A 17166-nucleotide genomic window follows, 5' to 3' on the forward strand; every position below is an offset into this window, starting at 1 on the left:
GGAGATCGCCATGGACGTCGCGCGGGAATCTGCTGGCATGGTGGCCGAGGAAACGCTTGATCCGCCTGACTGGGCCGAAGTGCAGGCCCTGTCGCGCCGGGCCGTCGATGAAGCCGTCAACTATCTGCGCGACGTGCGAGACCGTCCGGTCTGGCGGGAAATGCCGGCGGATGTGAGAGGCATGTTCCGCGCGCCCTTGCCGCGCTCGCCGACGCCACTTGCCGCCGTTTATGGCGAGGTCTCCCGCACCGTGATGTCCTATCCGATGGGCAACATCCATCCACGCTTCTGGTCGTGGTATATGGGATCCAGCAACTTCACCGGCGCGCTCGGCGATTTCCTGGCGGCGATCCAGGGCTCCAACCTCGGCGGCGGCAACCATGCCGCCGGGCTGATGGACAGCCAGGTGGTGAACTGGTGCAAGGAGATGCTGGGCTTTCCGGCCTCGGCCTCCGGCACGCTGGTCAGCGGCGGCTCGATGGCCAACATCATCGGGCTGACGGTGGCGCGCAACGTCAAGGCGGGCGTCGACGTGCGCGAGCACGGCGTTTCAGCCATCGAGAAGCCGCTGCGCTTCTATGGCTCGGATCAGATCCACGCCTGCCACCGCAAGGCCATGGAGGCACTTGGCCTCGGCAATCGGGCGCTGCGCCGCATCCCGACGGATGCCGGACTGCGGATCGACATCGACGCCCTGCGCGCCGCGATCTCCGAGGACCGGGCAGCCGGGTTCAAGCCGGCTTGCGTCATCGGCACCGCCGGTACGGTCAACACCGGCGCGATCGACGACCTGCGGGCGCTTGCCAGGCTGGCGCGGGAGGAAGACCTCTGGTTTCACGTCGATGGTTGCATCGGCGCGCTGATCGCCATCGCGCCGCACAATGCCCATCGCGTCGCCGGCATCGAATTGGCGGATTCGGTCGCGCTCGACCCGCACAAGTGGCTGCATGCGCCGTTCGAGGTCGGCTGTGCCCTGGTCAGGAATGCCGCCGCGCATCGCGGGGCTTTCGTGGTGACGCAGGAATATCTGGAATTGACGCCGCGCGGCATCGCCTCCGGCGAATGGCTGCTCGATTACGGTCTGCAGATGTCGCGCGGGTTTCGTGCGCTCAAGGTGTGGATGGCGCTCAAGGAACATGGCGTCGAAAAATTCGGCCGCCTGATCGACCAGAACATCGCGCAGATATCCTATCTGGCCGGCCTGATCGAGGCCGAGCCTTCGCTGGAGCTGTCGGCGGCGCCGACCATCAACATCGTCTGCTTCCGCTATCAGCCCGGTTTGGCGGGCGAAGCGCTGAAGGCGCTCAACACCGAGATCATGCTGCGGCTGCAGGAGCAAGGCATCGCCGCACTCTCCGACACCACCGTGCATGGCGAGCACTGGCTGCGTGTGGCGATCACCAACCATCGCACCCGACGCGACGATCTCGATCTGCTGATCCATGAAGTGGTGAGGCTGGGACGTGAGATCACCGCGCAGGGCCACGTGTCTTCCTAGTTCCCGGCCGCCGTGCGAACCTGCCCGCGATGATTCGGAGGAGGTCGGCGGTGACGCTGTTTCGCATGCTTGCGCTGGCGGCACTGGTCCTGGCCAATTCGGCCGAGGCCGCCGACATGGCCTTTTTCGTCAAGAACCTGCGCAAGGAGGGGGTCGCGGTCGAGCTGTTCAGCCGCGATCGCGAGACCGTCTGGCCGGGCAACGACAAGGTGTTCCTTGTCGATCCGGGCTCGCAGAAATCAGTGCCGATCTCCTGCAATCAGGGCGAACGCATCTGCTATGGCGCCTGGGTCGATGGCAACGACAAGATTTCCGCCGGAGTCGGTCCAGACAACGACCAGCCTTGCGATACCTGCTGCTTCATCTGCGTGGAGCACACAACCGAAACCATCGACCTGGTGCCGTAGCGGCGCTTCGGTGCAGGAGCCACCCCGGCGCGTCAGTCGGGAAGGCCGGCCTTGCCAAAGCCATCGAGGAAGTGCTCGCGCGTCGCGTCGTCGCGGAAGGGCTCCGTCCAGACCCAATGGCGGGTCGTGAAATGCGGGTTGCCGACGAGGAACAGTTCCACCTCCGTGCGTGCCTCCTCGAGCCGGCCAAGTTGCGCAAGGCTTGCCGCCAGGAAGCGGCGTGAACTGGTGCGGTAGGTCTCGTCCCGGCGCAGCGTCTCGACGGCGCCTGCGTAGTCGCGCGCCGCATATTGCGCCTGGCCGAGCGTCAGATAGTACCAGCTCGGTGGAAACGGGTTCAGCCGGAACGCCTTGCGGATTTGCTCCAGGGCCTCCTCGACCCGCCCAGCCAGGGTCGTTATGTCGGACAATGTCGCCCAGGCATCGGCCTCGTTCGGGTCGAGTTCGAACGCCCTGGCGAATTCGGCCTCCGACTCGGCGAACTCATGCTCATAGGCAAGCAAATTGCCGAGCACCCAGTGGCACCCGGCATCGTTGGGATCGATCGCGACCGCCCTGCGCGCCAGCTCCAGGGCAATGCGGCGGTTAGGGTCGATAGGCTCGCCCCAATGCACCCATCCCATCCAGTGGTTCATGGCAAGCCAGCGATAGGCCTCGGCGTAGTGGGGATCGAGCGCAACCGCGCGCGTCAGCATCAGATGCGCTTCCCGTGCGGTCTGCGGCGAATCATCGATCAGCTTGCGCGCCCGCACGCACAGGTCGTAGGCGTCGAGATTGGCGGGCCGGTTGCGTGGCGGCGGTGCGCGCAGCCGGCCGAGCAGCGCCTCCACGATCTTGGCGGTCACCTCGTCCTGGACGGCAAAGATATCGTCCAGGCCGCGGTCGAAGCGTTCCGCCCATAGATGGTCGCCGCTGGCCGCGTCGACCAGCTGCGCGTTGATGCGCACCCGCCCCGCATCGCGCCGCGCGCTGCCCTCCAGCAGATAACGAACGCCGAGTTCCCTGGCGATCTCGCGCACGTCCATTGCCTTTCCCTTGTAGGCAAAAGTCGAATTGCGCGCGATGACGAACAGGCCGGAGATCCTGGACAGGTCGGTGATCAGGTCTTCGGTCAAGCCGTCGCAGAAAGAGTCCTGCCCGGCATCGTTGCTGAAATTGACGAAGGGCAGCACCGCTATCGAAGGCTTGTCCGGCAGCGGCAAGGGTTTCGGCTTGGCGCCGGCGAGCTGTTCGACGGCCCCCGTGAAACGATAGCCGACGCGCGGAACGGTCGTGATCCATTCCCCGCCCCCTTCACCCACAATGCCGGGCGGGCCGAGCAGCTTGCGCAGCTGCGCGATCTGGACGGTGAGGTTGCCTTCCTCGACGGCCGTGCCCGGCCACGCCGCGTCCATCAGTTCGGCTTTTCCCAGGATTTCGCCGGGTTTTGCGACGAGCGCCGCAAGCAGCTTCAGCCCGCGATAGCCAACGGCAACGGGATCGTCGTTCCGAAGCAGCGTTCCCGCACCCGGATCAAGCACGAACGGACCAAAGGCGAAGCGCTCTCCCTGCATTGGCGCATCTATAGACAATTCCGGGAAAAGTGCGAAGCGGTTTCGCCAGGAAACGCGGGGCTAGCCCTCCCGAGAGTGGTGTCAAAACAAACAGTTAGCGCAAGTTTGGAACTTTTGAGAACTATTTGGGAGGGCTTAATTACGGCGCCGCTCGTATCCTGCAGAATTCAATCTCTTTCCGGTGAGGTCCACGGTTCCCAACGGTGTGGGCCGCCAAACCCAATGGAGGTTGCCATGAACAATACAATCGCATCGGTCCAGCATCGGGCAGTGCGGCCGGGTGTGCCCGTCCAACGATCGTCGCATCCGCGCTCCCTGCGAAGCCTATTGGCAAGCTGGCGCGAGCGGACACGCTTTCGCTGGGACCTCAAACGAATGTCCGAGGTCAGTCCGCATCTGATCGACGATATTGGCCTGACGCAATTGCAGGCCAAGGCTGAGATCGCCAAGCTGCCATTCTGGCAGCGCTAAGGCGAAATGCCGCGACGATCTGGAAACAATCGCCGGCATCATCCCTTTAGCGGCGGGCCGTGTCGTGCCATGATCCCCTATCGGCCGTGGGGGCCGATTCTACATCGGGGGTTTTCCATGTCGTTCACATTCGCGCGCCGGCTCGCCGCCGCGTTTTCGCTTGCCGTCCTGTCTGCATCGGCCGCCCAGGCCGGCGACGTCACCTTCGCTGTCAAGAACAGCCATCCCAACGCCATGCGTCTGGAACTCTATAGCCAGGACCGCGACTATGTCTGGCCTGGCAGTGGCAAGGATTTTTATCTCGACGACGGCGAGACCAAGCAGCTGCCGATTTCCTGCAACGAAGGCGAATCGATCTGCTACGGCGCCTGGGTCGATGGCGATGAGGGCACCTATTGGGGCGTCGGCCCCGGCAACAAGGAAAAATGCGAGGATTGCTGCTACACCTGTAGCGGCGGCGAAACCGAGGAGATCGATCTGGTCCCCTGACCGGTTGCCGGCTTGACGGTTTTCCTGTTCGAGCCATAGCTTGGCCATGCATGCCGCCCAAAATCGGTTCCGGTTTCGGCGCGACGACATGCACCGAAACAAGACCATCCCAAGGGCACGCCGCGCCTGTGCATTCAGGCGCGGCGTACTCCAGGCAACAGGAGCACCGCGATGGCCGGCACGGTCGAGGGCGAAAAAATCGACGTCGGGTTTTCCGGCAAGCGCTGCATCCATTCGCGCAATTGCGTGCTCGGCGACCCGCATGTCTTCGTGCCCAACGCGCCGGGCCAGTGGATCCATCCCGAGGCGGCCAGCGTCGAGAAGATCGTCGCACTGGCCGAGAACTGCCCCTCGGGCGCGATCACCTATGCGCGCAAGGATGGCGGCCCGCCGGAAAAGCCGCCCGTGGTCAACACCGTGCGGCTGCGCGAAAACGGCCCGCTGGCGGTGCATGCCGAGATCGTGCTTGGCGCCGAGACGTTTTTCCGCGCCACGCTTTGCCGCTGCGGCGCCTCCCAGAACAAGCCGTTCTGCGACAACAGCCATATCAAGGCGGGCTTTGCCGCCACCGGAGAACCGGCGCTGAAGGACACGCCGGCGCTGGAGGTCCGCGACGGACCGCTGCAGGCGACGCCGACCACGAACGGCCCGCTCAAGCTCGAAGGCAATGTCGAGATCGTCACCGGCACCGGCCACACGATCGACCGCACCACAAAGGTCTTCCTGTGCCGCTGCGGCCACTCGGCCAACAAGCCGTTCTGCGATGGCAGCCACAAGAGGGTTGGGTTCGTGGGATAGGTGGGTAGCCAATCTCCCCTCGTGGGGAAGATGTCCGGCAGGACAGAGGGGGGCGCCTCACACCAACCTTTCAATAAGGTCTCCATCGCGGCAGTGCCGCGTCCCTTGGCCCATCTCTCCCGGCTTTATCCGCAAGCCGGTATCGGCTAAGGGCAGGCAACCAAACAATCTGCCCGGACTTTCGCCCAAAATGACCGCCAAGACCAAGTCTGCCCCTCTCTTCCTCGGCATCGACACCGGCGGCACCTACACCGATGCCGTGTTGTGGTCCGAGACCGAAGGTCCGCGGGAGGGGCCGAACAAGGGCAAGGTGCTGGCCAAGGCCAAGGCGCTGACCACGCGGCATGATCTGGCCGTCGGCATTTCGGGCGCCGTCGATGCTGTGCTGGAAAAGGCGGGCACCAATCCGGCCGATATCAAACTGGTCTCGATGTCGACGACGCTCGCCACCAATGCGCTGGTCGAGGGCCAGGGCGGCCGCGTGGCTCTGGTCATGATCGGCTTTTCCGAGGCCGATCTTGCCCGCGACGGTTTGAAGACGGCGCTCGGCACCGACCCGGTGGTGTTTTGCGCGGGCGGCCATGATGTGCATGGCAATGCCGCCAAGCTCGACCTGTCCGGGCTGGAGGCGATGCTGCCGGAACTCGGCGTGTCGGTGTCCGGCTTTGCCGTCTGTGCCTATTTCGCCACCCGCAATCCGGCGCACGAGATCGCCGCCCGCGAGCTGATCCGCGACAGGACCGGCCTCCCGGTTACGGCGAGCCATGAGCTGTCGGCCAAGCTCGGCGGTCCGCGCCGGGCGCTCACCACGCTGCTCAATGCCAGGCTGATCTCGATGATCGACCGGCTGGTGGCGGCGACCGAGGGGTTCCTTCAGGCCCGCAACATCGCCGCTCCGTTGATGGTGGTGCGCGGCGATGGCGCGCTGGTTTCGGCGGCGTTTGCCCGCCAGCGGCCGATCGAGACGATCCTCTCCGGCCCCGCCGCCAGCCTGGTCGGCGCCCGCCACATGACCGGGCTCGACAACGCGGTGGTCTCCGACATTGGCGGCACCACCACCGACGTGGCGGTCCTCGACGGCGGCCGGCCGCGGCTCGATCCGGAAGGCGCCACCGTCGGTGGTTTCCGAACCATGGTCGAGGCGGTCGCCATGCGCACTTTCGGCCTCGGCGGCGATTCCGAAGTGATGCTGGAGGATGGAGCGCTCAATCCGAAAATCCTGCTCGGGCCGCGCCGCCTGGTGCCGCTGGCGCTGTCCGGCATGGCGCATGGCGAGGCGGTGACGGCGGAACTCGAACGCCAGTTGCGCGCGCCCAACACAGGCCGCATGGATGGCCGCTTCGCGGTCCGCACCGGCGTGCCTGACAGGCTCGCCGCGGGGCTGACCGCCCCCGAGGCAAAGCTCTACGAAGCGATCGGCGCGACGCCGCTTGCCCTCGACAGGCTGCTGACCTCGAATGCCCAGAATGCCACGCTGAACCGGCTGGTCTCGCGCGGGCTGGTGCATATCTCGGGCTTCACCCCGTCGGACGCCGCGCACGTGCTTGGCAAACAGGCGAACTGGGATGCCGCCGCCGCCCGCCTTGGCGCCGAACTGTTCGCCCGCAGGCGCGACGGCCGTGGCCAGGCCATCGCGGCCTCCCCGGAAGCGATCTCTGAACGGGTGCTCTTGACCCTGACGCGCTGGTCGGCCGAATACATCCTGGAGACAGCCTTTGCCGAGGACGGGCTCGACGGCGCGGCGACGGTGGCGCACGCGCTGGTGCAGCGCGCCGTCGACGCTCACCCCGGCATCGCCCGCCTCAGCGTCGCGCTCGACCGGCCGGTCATCGGGCTCGGCGCTTCGGCGCCGTTGCACTATGCCGGCCTGGCGCCCTTGGTGGGCAATGACTGCGTCGTGCCCCGGGATACCGACGTCGCCAACGCGCTCGGCGCCGTCGTCGGCCAGGTCAGGGTTTCGGCGGAGGCCCGCGTCAGCCAACCCAAGGAAGGCCTGTTCCGGCTTGCCTCGGGTGAGATGGTGCGCGATTTCCTCGACGAGGCGGCGGCGATCGCGGCCGCCGAGGCCGATGTGCGCGCCATTGTCGCCCAGCGGGCTCTTGATGCCGGCACCGACAGCGCCGAGATCGACGTGGCGACGGAGTTCCGGGTCTCGACTGTCGAAGCGCAGCGCATGTTCATCGAAGCGCATATCGTGGCGGTGGCCTCGGGCAGGCCGAGGATCGCGGTTTGAGGAAGAAGAGCCATTTCCGCCCTCCTCGGGGAGATTGGCCAACCGCCCAAAATGCCCCACCTACACCCTAAGCTGAATTGACCCTGCACCCCTGACATGCCAAACGCCCGCAAAGCCTTTCATCTGGAGTAGCCTGATGACCGATCGCATCGAGATCGCCGGATTGCGCATTGCCCGCGAGCTGCATGACTTCGTCGTCGACCAAGCTTTGCCCGGCCTCGACATCGAAGCGGCGCGTTTCTGGGACGGGTTCTCGGTCATCGTCCATGATCTGGCGCCCAGGAACCGGGCGCTGCTGGCAAAACGCGATGCCATGCAGGAAAAGCTCGATGGCTGGTATCGCGACAATGGCGCGCCCATCGACATGAACGCTTACAAGGCGTTCCTGAAGGAGATCGGTTATCTCGTGCCGGAAGGGCCGGCCTTCAGCGTCTCGACCGACAATGTCGACCCGGAAATCGCGGTCGTGGCCGGACCGCAGCTGGTGGTGCCGGTGATGAACGCGCGCTATGCGCTCAACGCCGCCAATGCACGCTGGGGCTCGCTCTATGACGCGCTCTATGGCACGGACGCCATCCCCGAAACGGATGGCGCTGAGAAGGGCAAGGGCTTCAACCCGGCGCGCGGCGCCAAGGTCATCGCCTGGGCCAAGGACTTTCTCGACCAGTCGGTGCCGCTCACCTCTGGCAAATGGGCAGGGGTCAACGGCCTGTCGATTGCCAACGCCGCCCTGAAGCTCAGCGCCGGCGCCGGCTCGACGACGCTGGCCGATCCCAGGCAATTCGTCGGCTATCGCGGCGACGCCGCCAATCCGCAAGCCGTGCTCCTGGTGAAAAACGGGCTGCATGTCGAGATCGTCATCGACCGCGACAATCAGATCGGCCGCACCGATCCGGCTGGCATTGCCGACGTCATCCTGGAATCGGCGCTGACCACCATCCAGGACTGCGAGGATTCGGTCGCGGCCGTGGATGCCGAGGACAAGGTCGTCGTCTACCGCAATTGGCTCGGCCTGATGAAGGGCGACCTCACCGAAGAAATCAGCAAGGGCGGCAAGAGTTTCGTCCGCAAGCTCAACCCCGACCGCGCCTACATCGCCCCTGCCGGCGGCACGGTGACCGTGCCTGGCCGCTCGTTGATGCTGGTGCGCAATGTCGGCCACCTGATGACCAATCCGGCCATCCTGGACCGCGACGGCAACGAGGTGCCGGAAGGCATCATGGACGCGGCGATGACGGCCCTGATCGCGCTGCACGATGTCGGGCCGAAGGGACGGCGGATGAACTCTCGCGCCGGCTCGATGTATGTCGTGAAACCCAAGATGCATGGCCCGGAGGAAGTCGCCTTCGCCGTCGAGATGTTCGATCGTGTCGAAGCCCTGCTCGGCATGGCCCGGAACACCATCAAGATGGGCATCATGGACGAGGAGCGGCGCACCACGATCAACCTCAAGGAAGCGATCCGCGCCGCGAGGGAGCGCGTGGTGTTCATCAACACCGGCTTCCTCGACCGCACCGGCGACGAGATCCACACCTCGATGGAAGCCGGCCCGATGATCCGCAAGGGTGACATGAAGCAGGCCGCCTGGATTTCCGCCTATGAGGCCTGGAACGTCGACACGGGCTTGGAATGCGGGCTCGCCGGCCACGCCCAGATCGGCAAGGGCATGTGGGCGATGCCCGACTTGATGGCCGCGATGCTGGCCGAGAAGATCGCCCACCCCAAGGCCGGCGCCAACACCGCCTGGGTGCCATCGCCAACGGCGGCGACGCTGCACGCCACGCACTATCACAAGGTCGATGTCCATGCGGTCCAGGCGGCGCTGAAGAGCCGGCCCAAGGCCAAGCTCGACGACATATTGTCGGTGCCGGTGGCCGTGCGGCCGAACTGGACGCCCGACGAGATCCAGCGCGAACTCGACAACAATGCCCAAGGCATTCTGGGCTATGTCGTGCGCTGGATCGACCAGGGCGTCGGCTGCTCCAAGGTTCCCGACATCAACGATGTCGGCCTGATGGAAGACCGCGCCACGCTGCGCATTTCCTCGCAGCACATCGCCAACTGGCTGCGCCACAAGGTCTGCTCGGAAATCCAGGTAATGGATTCCTTGCGGCGCATGGCGGCAATTGTCGATCTGCAAAATGTCGGCGACCCGCTCTACCGGCCGATGGCCGCCGACTTCGACGCTTCCATCGCCTTCCAGGCCGCCTGCGACCTGGTGTTCAAGGGAACAAGCCAGCCCAACGGCTACACCGAGCCTGTGCTGCACAAGCGCAGGCTGGAGTTGAAGGCCCGTCAAGGTAGGGCGATGCCACGTTGAAAGGGTTTGGAGCGCCGACTGGATGTCGCCGGTCCGCGTAGTCGGCCATCGAGCGGCGAAGACGGCGGCGTCAGCCCCAGCGGCAATGTCGTGCCGAAGGCGGCAGGCTCTTATGGCTGGATACGGTTCCTTTGCTTTTTTCAGTTAGTGCTGGCTGGAAGGCTCGGGAGCATTGGCATGGCCAACACGATGGCGATCGAAAAGAAACTGTTGAATTCCGTCCATGACCGGGCGGTTTTCCAGCGCCGCGTGCGCATCCTGTCCGACCGGCTGGCCGACGAACTGGGCCCGGCCGGCACCGTTCTCGATCTCGGCTGCGGCGACGGCTCCATCGCCAAGGCGATCATGGAAAAAAAGCCGGGGCTGACGTTTCGCGGCATTGACGTGCTGATCAGGCCGCAAACCCATATCCCGGTAGAACTGTTCGATGGCAGCACCATTCCCGCCGCGAATGGCTCCTATGACTGGGTGACGATTGTCGATGTGCTGCATCATGCCGACCACCCGGGCCATCTCGTGCGCGAGGCGGCCCGGGTGGCGCGCAAGGGCGTTGTCATCAAGGATCACCTGCGCGAAGGCTTCGCGGCTTACCAGACGCTTCGTTTCATGGATTGGGTGGGCAACAAGGGGCACAATGTGCGCCTGCCTTACAACTATCTCTCGAAGGCCGAGTGGGACGCCATTTTTGCCGCCGCGGGCATCACACCCCGCACCTGGCGTGAGAAGCTGTCGCTCTATCCGTTCCCGGCCAGCGTGTTTTTCGACCGTCGCCTGCATTTCATCGGGACCTTGCGATAGGTAACCGGAGCTGGGCGGAACGCGGCTACGCCGCCTGCGCCATGCGCTCCGAACTCATGCGATAGGAAATCGCCTCGGCCAGATGGATGCGGCCGACACATTCGCTGGCGTCGAGGTCGGCGAGCGTGCGCGCCACTTTGAGCACCCGGTGGTAGGCCCGCGCCGAAAAGGCGAGTTTTTCGCTGGCATCCTTGAGCAGCGACAGGCCTGCGGCGTCGGGCATGGCGATCGTCTCGATGACGGCTGGAGAACAATGCGCGTTGGTGGTGGCGCTGTTGACGCCGAGCCGCTCGAAACGCTCGCGCTGGATGGTGCGGGCACGCGCCACGCGCGACGCCACGTCGGCGCTCTTTTCCGCTCGATCCGGCCGGATCAGGTCGCTGGCCGAGACCGCCGGCACTTCGATCCTGAGATCGATGCGGTCGAGCAGCGGACCTGAAATGCGCGCCTGGTAATCGGTGCGGCAACGATCGCCGCGCAGGCAGCGATAACCCGGTTCGCCGGCCATGCCGCAGCGGCACGGGTTCATCGCCGCCACCAGCTGGATGCGGGCCGGATAGGTGACGCGATGGTTGGCCCGTGCGATCATGCAGTCGCCGGTTTCAAGCGGCTGGCGCAGCGCATCGAGCGTCTGCGGCGTGAATTCGGGGAACTCGTCGAGGAACAGCACGCCGTGATGAGCGAGCGACACCTCGCCCGGCCGCGCGCGCAGGCCGCCGCCCACCATCGCCGCCATCGAGGCCGAATGGTGCGGGGCGCGGAACGGCCGCCGGTCGGTCAGCTTGCCTTCGCCGAGTTCGCCGGCCACCGAGGCGATCATCGAGACTTCGAGCAGTTCCTTCGGCGCCAGTGGCGGCAGGATCGACGGCAGGCGCTGCGCCAGCATCGATTTGCCTGAGCCCGGCGGACCGATCATCAGCAGATTGTGTCCGCCGGCGGCCGCCACTTCCAGCGCCCGCTTCGCCGTCTCCTGGCCCTTGATGTCGGCAAGGTCGGGCAGGTCGCGCGGTGCGGCGCGGATGCCGGCCTCCGGGCGCGACAGCACCTGCGTGCCGCGGAAATGATTGGCGATCGCAATCAGGCTGCGGGGCGCGAGAATGTCGAATTCCCGCCCCGCCCAGGCCGCTTCCGGCCCGCAAGCGAAGGGACAGATCAGCCCTTTGCCTTCGGCATTGGCGCCGATCGCCGCCGGCAAGGCACCGGCAACGGCAGTGATCGTACCGTCGAGCGACAGCTCGCCCAGCACGACATAGCCAGCCAGCATGTCGCCCGGAATGGCGCCAAGGGCTGCCATCAAGCCGAGCGCGATCGGCAGATCGTAGTGGCTGCCTTCCTTCGGCAGATCGGCGGGCGCCAGGTTGACGGTCACCTTCTTCGACGGCATCGACAGGCCCGACGCATGCAATGCCGCCTGCACCCGCTCGCGGCTTTCCGCCACCGCCTTGTCTGGCAGGCCGACGATATGCATGTTGACCTTGCCGGGCGCGATCATCACCTGCACGTCGACCGGCACCGCCTCGATGCCCTGGAAAGCGACCGTACGAACCCGCGCCACCATTGTCTGCCCCCGATGCCGGCTCGCCCTTGCCCCTTAACGGGCCGCGAGCGACGTCAACGCAAGACAACCACAGATTTCAGCCCAGGGCAAGAACATTACAGGAACAAGTGAGGTGAGCGCATGGAGCGACTACTGGCTGGTGCATTCCGAAAGCCGCCGCAACACGCCTAAGATCAAGCTGTTCCGAGATTGGGTCCCAGACGGCTGACGTCAGGGAGAGCGCGAACAGCGCCGGCTCTGAGGCGCCACTCTTGATCAAATCGGGAACATTGGCGCAACCGGTAGCCGCACAGGTTGCGCGCCGGTTGTGCCCGGCTGCAAAAGCGGAACATGGTTAACACAAACTGAAAACAAATTATGTCCGCTTCCCCTCCACCGCGTCCCAGAACAGGCTGGCGATGTCGGCGCCGCCGAAGCGCTTGACCTCGCGCACGCCGGTCGGCGAGGTGACGTTGATCTCGGTCATGTAGTCGCCGATGACGTCGATGCCGACCAGGATGAAGCCGCGCTCTTTCAGCGACGGCCCGATGCGGGCACAGATTTCGCGCTCGCGTGTCGTCAACTCGGTCTTCTCGGCGCGGCCGCCGACATGCATGTTGGAGCGGGAGTCGTGCTCGGCCGGCACCCGGTTGATGGCGCCGACCGGCTCGCCGTCGATCAGAATGATGCGTTTGTCGCCCTTGCGCACATCCTTCAGGTAACGCTGCACGATATAGGGCTCGCGAAACATCTGGCCGAACATTTCGAGCAGCGAGGCGAGATTGCGGTCGGCTTCAAGCATGTGGAAGATGCCGGCGCCGCCATTGCCGTAGAGCGGCTTGACGATGATGTCGCCGAATTCCTTGCGGAAGGCGGCGACTTCGAGCGGATCCTTGGTGATCAGCGTGTCCGGCATCAGGTCCGGGAACTCGGTGACGAAAATCTTTTCCGGGCTGTTGCGCACCCAGGCCGGGTCGTTGACGACCAGCGTCTTTGGATGGATGCGCTCGAGGATGTGGGTCGTGGTGATGTAGTTCATGTCGAAGGGCGGGTCCTGGCGCAGCAGGACGACGTCCATTTCGGACAAGTCGGTGCGCACCTTTTCGCCCAGCGAATAGTGGCTGCCCTTTTCGTCGCGCACCGTCATCTCCTCGATGCGGGCAAACACCTTGCCGTCGCGCATCGACAGCCGGTCGGGCGTGTAGTGGAACAGCTGGTGACCGCGCCGCTGCGCCTCCAGCGACAGGGCGAACGAGGTGTCGCCGGCGATCGACACGGTGGAGACATGGTCCATCTGGACGGCGATTTTCAACTTCATGGCAGGTCCCCAGCATAGTCGACGCAAGCGATATAAGCGTCGCGGCGCGTTCTGCCAATCGCGACGTTTTGAACATTGGGATCAGCAAGGCGCGTCTGCCGGTTGCAGACAAGACGAGGACTGACATCATCGCTTTCTTAAGCCTTGCCGTGCGACGGTAAGCTTCGAATGCAGCCGGCCGACCTGACGCAGCGCCGGGCACCCGATGGAACGACGATCATGAACGCGCTCACTGCCGTCCGCGCAGCCTCGACCCAGCAGCTCGAACTCACCATCCTGATGCCATGCCTCAACGAGGCCGAGACGCTCGCCGTCTGCATCGGCAAGGCCAAGGCCTTTCTCGACCAATCCGGCATAGCGGGCGAGGTGCTGATCGCAGACAATGGCAGCACCGACGGCTCGCGGGAGATCGGAGCGCAAGGCGGTGCTCGTGTCGTCCCGGTGGCGCAGAAGGGCTATGGCGCGGCCCTTCTGGGCGGCATCGCTGCCGCCAGGGGACGCTTCATCATCATGGGCGATGCCGATGACAGCTATGATTTCGGTGCACTGGAGGCATTCGTGGCGCGGCTGCGCGGCGGCGCCGACCTGGTCATGGGCAACCGCTTCCACGGCGGCATAGAGGCTGGCGCCATGCCGGCTCTGCACCGCTATCTCGGCAATCCGGTGCTGAGCTTCGTCGGCCGCCTGTTCTTCCGCATCAAGACCGGCGACTTCCACTGCGGCCTGCGCGGCTTCAACGCCGGCAGCATCAGGAAGCTCGATCTGCAGACCACCGGGATGGAATTCGCCAGCGAAATGGTGGTGCGCAGCGCGCTTGCCGGGCTGCGCATCGAGGAAGTGCCGACCACGCTCAAGCCCGACGGCCGCAGCAGGCCGCCGCATCTCAGGACCTGGCGCGACGGCTGGCGGCATCTCAAATTCCTGCTGGTCTACAATCCGCGCTGGATGTTCTTCATTCCAGGGGCGGTGCTTTCCGGCCTCGGCACGCTGTTCGCGGCGCTGCTGGTGTTCGGCCCCTTGCGGGTGGTCGACAATCTTTCGCTCGATCTCAACACCTTCGTCGCCGCCTGTTTCATGATCGTCACCGGCATCCAGCTCATCACCTTCGGTGCCATTTCGCGATACTATGCCGAAATTACCGGCATCCTGCCGCCAAGCCGCGGGTCGGACTGGCTGACCAGGACCATCAGCACCGACCGTCTCGCCGCCAATGCCGGCATCTGCTTTGCCGCCGGCTTCCTGTTCTGCCTCTATGCCGTGGCGCGCTGGGCCCATCTCGGCTTCGGTCCGCTGAACGATTCCGAAATTCCGCGCATCGTCGTGCTGGGCTTGAGCCTGATCGTCATTTCGTTCCAGGTCTTCTTTTCGGCATTCCTGCTCGGTGTGCTGGAGATACCTGTCAAGCGGCTGAAGGCCGGGCTGTCGCGGGAAACGACGGCACGCGAGCAACAATGACCGACGTGCTGCCGGCGCTTGTCCAGGCGCGCCCGTTCCGCTTCATGGTGGTGGGCATCGGTGCGGCGGGATCGTTTTTCACGCTCTCCTGGCTGCTGGTTTCGCTGGGCGTTCCGCCGTTCGCCGGTAGTGCCATGGCTTATGCGACGGCGTTCGTCATTGCCTATCGGGCGCAACGGGGCTGGACGTTCGGTGCGGAACACGATCACAAGGTCGCGTTCCCGCGCTATCTTACCCTGCAAGCCGGATGCGCCGCTTTTGCCGGCCTCGTCTCGCAGGTGGCGGTAACGCATTTCGGCCTGTCGCCCGTCGCGATGTCGGCGCTGACGATGGTCGTGACAAGCACCATCAGTTATCTGGTCTCGAGGCTTTGGGTGTTTCCGGCGCGCGGCCACGGCTATCCCGGGAAAATGACCGCTGGCCATGCCGCGATGCCTTCCAAGGAAACCGCCTGTCCCTCCTGGCGGGCGGACATGCTGGCGGCGCTGCTCGCGGCCCTGGTGCCGCTCCTGGTCTATGCCATCGCCGGATTTCCGCAACTGGCCAATCCCGCGGGCGACAATGACAGCCTGCTGCAACTGGTCGAGGTCCGCGATCTTCTGGCCGGCCAGGGCTGGTTCGACCTGCACCAGTACAGGATGGGACTGGAAGGCGGCTTCGTCATGCATTGGTCGCGGCTGCTCGACGCGCCGCTGGCCCTTGGCGTCCTTGCCGTATCGGCCCTGACGGGCAACGTCGCCTTGGCTGAACAGATCGTGCAGGTGGCCTGGCCTGCCCTGCTGTTCTGGCTGGCGGTCTTCTTCCTCATCCGCGCCGCGCGCGCTTTCGCCGGCGGCCACGCTGTCCTGCCCGCCGCCGTCGTCGGTGGCGCCGCGCTCTATTACCTCGGCATTTTCTCCCCAGGTTCGCTGGATCATCACAATGTGCAGCTGATGCTGATCCTGGCGAGCCTTGCCTTGCTGCTCGAGGCTCCCTTGCTGCGGCCGGCCGCCTTGCTCTCGGGCACCTGCGCCACGCTGAGCGTGGCCATCGGCATGGAAAGCGCTCCCTACGCCGGAACCCTTGGCGCCGCTGTCGCGCTGCTGTTCCTTGGCAATGGTGCTCGGGAAAGGCTGACCGCGAGGGGCTTTGGCCTGGGCGTCGCCGCTGTTTCGGCTCTCGTCTTCGTCGCCACCGTCCCGGCATCCGCATGGACCCAGGCACAGTGCGACACATTTTCGATTGTGCAGTTCGCCGTCGCCGGACTTGCCGGCGCGGGGCTGGCGATCATCGCTTCATGGAAGGCCACCAGTGCCACCGTCGCCGGCCGCCTGGCCTCGCTCGGCCTGCTTGGGCTAGCCCTTGCGGCTGTGGTTGTATTCCTGTTCCCGCAATGCCTGGCCTCGCCCTATGCCAACCTCGATCCGCGCCTGAAGGAGATGTGGCTCAGCCATATCGACGAGGCGCAGCCGCTGTTCCAGATCGTCACCAATGATCCGGCCAGAGCGGTGGCACGGTTTGCCACGCCGTTGGTGGCCATCATCCTGATGGCGCTCCGCGTCGGCCATGGCTGGCGTCGGCAGGACAGCCTTGTCGGCTCGCTGCTGGTTATGGCGTTCCTGGTCAGCGCCTGGGAAGTTCGCGGCTCGACCTTCTCCATCGCCTTCGCGGTGATCCCGCTTGCGGCATGGATCGCCCGCTGGCGGCAGCGTGCGCAAACCAGTCCGTCCAACGGCTCCTTACTCAGGATGGCCGCAGCCTGGCTGATATCGGTAAATGCAATCTGGGCAGGCGCTGCCGGGGCGGCGTCGAGTGCTTTCCAAACCGACGCGGCTGCCACCGGTGCCAAGGCCGCAGACACGGCTTGCCTCGGCAAGGCATCGTTCGCGGCGCTCGGCCTGATGCCGGCCACCACCGTGCTTTCGCTCTCCAATCTTGGCTCGCCGATACTGGCCTTTACTGGTCACCGCGTGCTGGCCGGACTCTACCACCGCAACGTCGCCGGAAATCTGGTCGCGCTTGATGCCTTGCTGGGCTCGGATGCCGATGCCAGAACCGTTGTCGAAAGGCATCATGTCGGCCTTGTCGCACTCTGCCGTGGCAATGCGGAAAGCCGCCTGCTCATGGCCAGGGCACCGGACGGTTTCCTGGCCAGGTTGATGAGCGGGGACGTGCCGGTCTGGCTGGAGCCGGTGGCGGAGACCAAGGGAAGACCCCTGGAACTGTATCGCGTCAAGCCAAACGGCTGAAAATCCAAGCGCTTGACGGATCTTGTAGCCGGCTTCACGAAGCTATCCGGCTTACGGTTTG

The 17166-nt window shown here is 65.1% G+C and carries 13 protein-coding genes; 10 read left to right on the top strand and 3 right to left on the bottom strand.

Going from position 1 to position 17166, the window contains the following annotated elements:
- The first annotated feature begins 10 nt into the window (after positions 1-10).
- Together LB554_RS21240 and LB554_RS21245 are read left to right on the top strand one after the other, a co-directional pair.
- Positions 11-1498, top strand: a complete 1488-nt coding sequence (locus LB554_RS21240; protein WP_224586808.1) for a pyridoxal phosphate-dependent decarboxylase family protein — start codon at positions 11-13, stop codon at positions 1496-1498.
- 50 nt (positions 1499-1548) lie between these two features.
- Positions 1549-1905 (top strand): hypothetical protein, encoded by a 357-nt coding sequence (locus LB554_RS21245; RefSeq protein ID WP_015314700.1) that lies wholly within the window; start codon positions 1549-1551, stop codon positions 1903-1905.
- A 32-nt stretch (positions 1906-1937) separates the two neighbouring features.
- Here the strand turns inward: LB554_RS21245 and LB554_RS21250 are convergent, their stop codons facing one another.
- Positions 1938-3458, bottom strand: a complete 1521-nt coding sequence (locus LB554_RS21250) for a winged helix-turn-helix domain-containing tetratricopeptide repeat protein (RefSeq protein ID WP_224586810.1) — start codon at positions 3456-3458, stop codon at positions 1938-1940.
- Positions 3459-3692: 234 nt separating this feature from the next.
- On the opposite strand from LB554_RS21250, the gene LB554_RS21255 reads away from it, so the two are divergent.
- The 6 genes from LB554_RS21255 to LB554_RS21280 all read left to right on the top strand — a co-directional run bounded on the left by LB554_RS21255 (position 3693) and on the right by LB554_RS21280 (position 10567).
- The gene (locus LB554_RS21255) at positions 3693-3929 is read left to right on the top strand and encodes a DUF1127 domain-containing protein (RefSeq protein ID WP_140824612.1); all 237 of its coding nucleotides are present in this window, start codon (positions 3693-3695) and stop codon (positions 3927-3929) included.
- Positions 3930-4046: 117 nt separating this feature from the next.
- Positions 4047-4418: a hypothetical protein gene (locus LB554_RS21260; RefSeq protein WP_140824613.1), complete on the top strand. Its 372-nt coding sequence runs from the start codon at positions 4047-4049 to the stop codon at positions 4416-4418.
- A 171-nt stretch (positions 4419-4589) separates the two neighbouring features.
- Positions 4590-5216: a CDGSH iron-sulfur domain-containing protein gene (locus LB554_RS21265; RefSeq protein WP_140824614.1), complete on the top strand. Its 627-nt coding sequence runs from the start codon at positions 4590-4592 to the stop codon at positions 5214-5216.
- 190 nt (positions 5217-5406) lie between these two features.
- On the top strand, positions 5407-7449 hold the full coding sequence (locus LB554_RS21270) for a hydantoinase/oxoprolinase family protein (protein ID WP_140619815.1): 2043 nt from the start codon (positions 5407-5409) through the stop codon (positions 7447-7449).
- 136 nt (positions 7450-7585) lie between these two features.
- Positions 7586-9769, top strand: coding sequence for a malate synthase G (locus tag LB554_RS21275; RefSeq protein ID WP_224586812.1), 2184 nt, complete (start codon positions 7586-7588; stop codon positions 9767-9769).
- 177 nt (positions 9770-9946) lie between these two features.
- Positions 9947-10567, top strand: coding sequence for a class I SAM-dependent methyltransferase (locus LB554_RS21280; protein ID WP_140619811.1), 621 nt, complete (start codon positions 9947-9949; stop codon positions 10565-10567).
- Positions 10568-10592: 25 nt separating this feature from the next.
- On the opposite strand, the gene LB554_RS21285 is transcribed toward LB554_RS21280, so the two are convergent.
- Complete coding sequence (locus tag LB554_RS21285; protein ID WP_224586814.1) at positions 10593-12125, bottom strand: YifB family Mg chelatase-like AAA ATPase; 1533 nt, start codon at positions 12123-12125, stop codon at positions 10593-10595.
- Between the two features lie 355 nt (positions 12126-12480).
- Positions 12481-13422, bottom strand: a complete 942-nt coding sequence (gene gshB, locus LB554_RS21290; protein WP_224586816.1) for a glutathione synthase — start codon at positions 13420-13422, stop codon at positions 12481-12483.
- 219 nt (positions 13423-13641) lie between these two features.
- Here gshB and LB554_RS21295 point away from each other — a divergent pair, with 219 nt between their 5' ends.
- Together LB554_RS21295 and LB554_RS21300 are read left to right on the top strand one after the other, a co-directional pair.
- Positions 13642-14877, top strand: coding sequence for a glycosyltransferase family 2 protein (locus LB554_RS21295; protein ID WP_224586818.1), 1236 nt, complete (start codon positions 13642-13644; stop codon positions 14875-14877).
- Positions 14874-17105 (top strand): GtrA family protein, encoded by a 2232-nt coding sequence (locus LB554_RS21300; RefSeq protein ID WP_224586820.1) that lies wholly within the window; start codon positions 14874-14876, stop codon positions 17103-17105. Before LB554_RS21295 ends, LB554_RS21300 begins: the two co-directional genes overlap by 4 nt.
- Positions 17106-17166 lie beyond the last annotated feature (61 nt).

The sequence above is a fragment of the Mesorhizobium sp. CO1-1-11 genome (assembly GCF_020164995.1).
In the GTDB taxonomy this organism is placed as follows: Bacteria; Pseudomonadota; Alphaproteobacteria; order Rhizobiales; family Rhizobiaceae; genus Mesorhizobium; species Mesorhizobium australicum.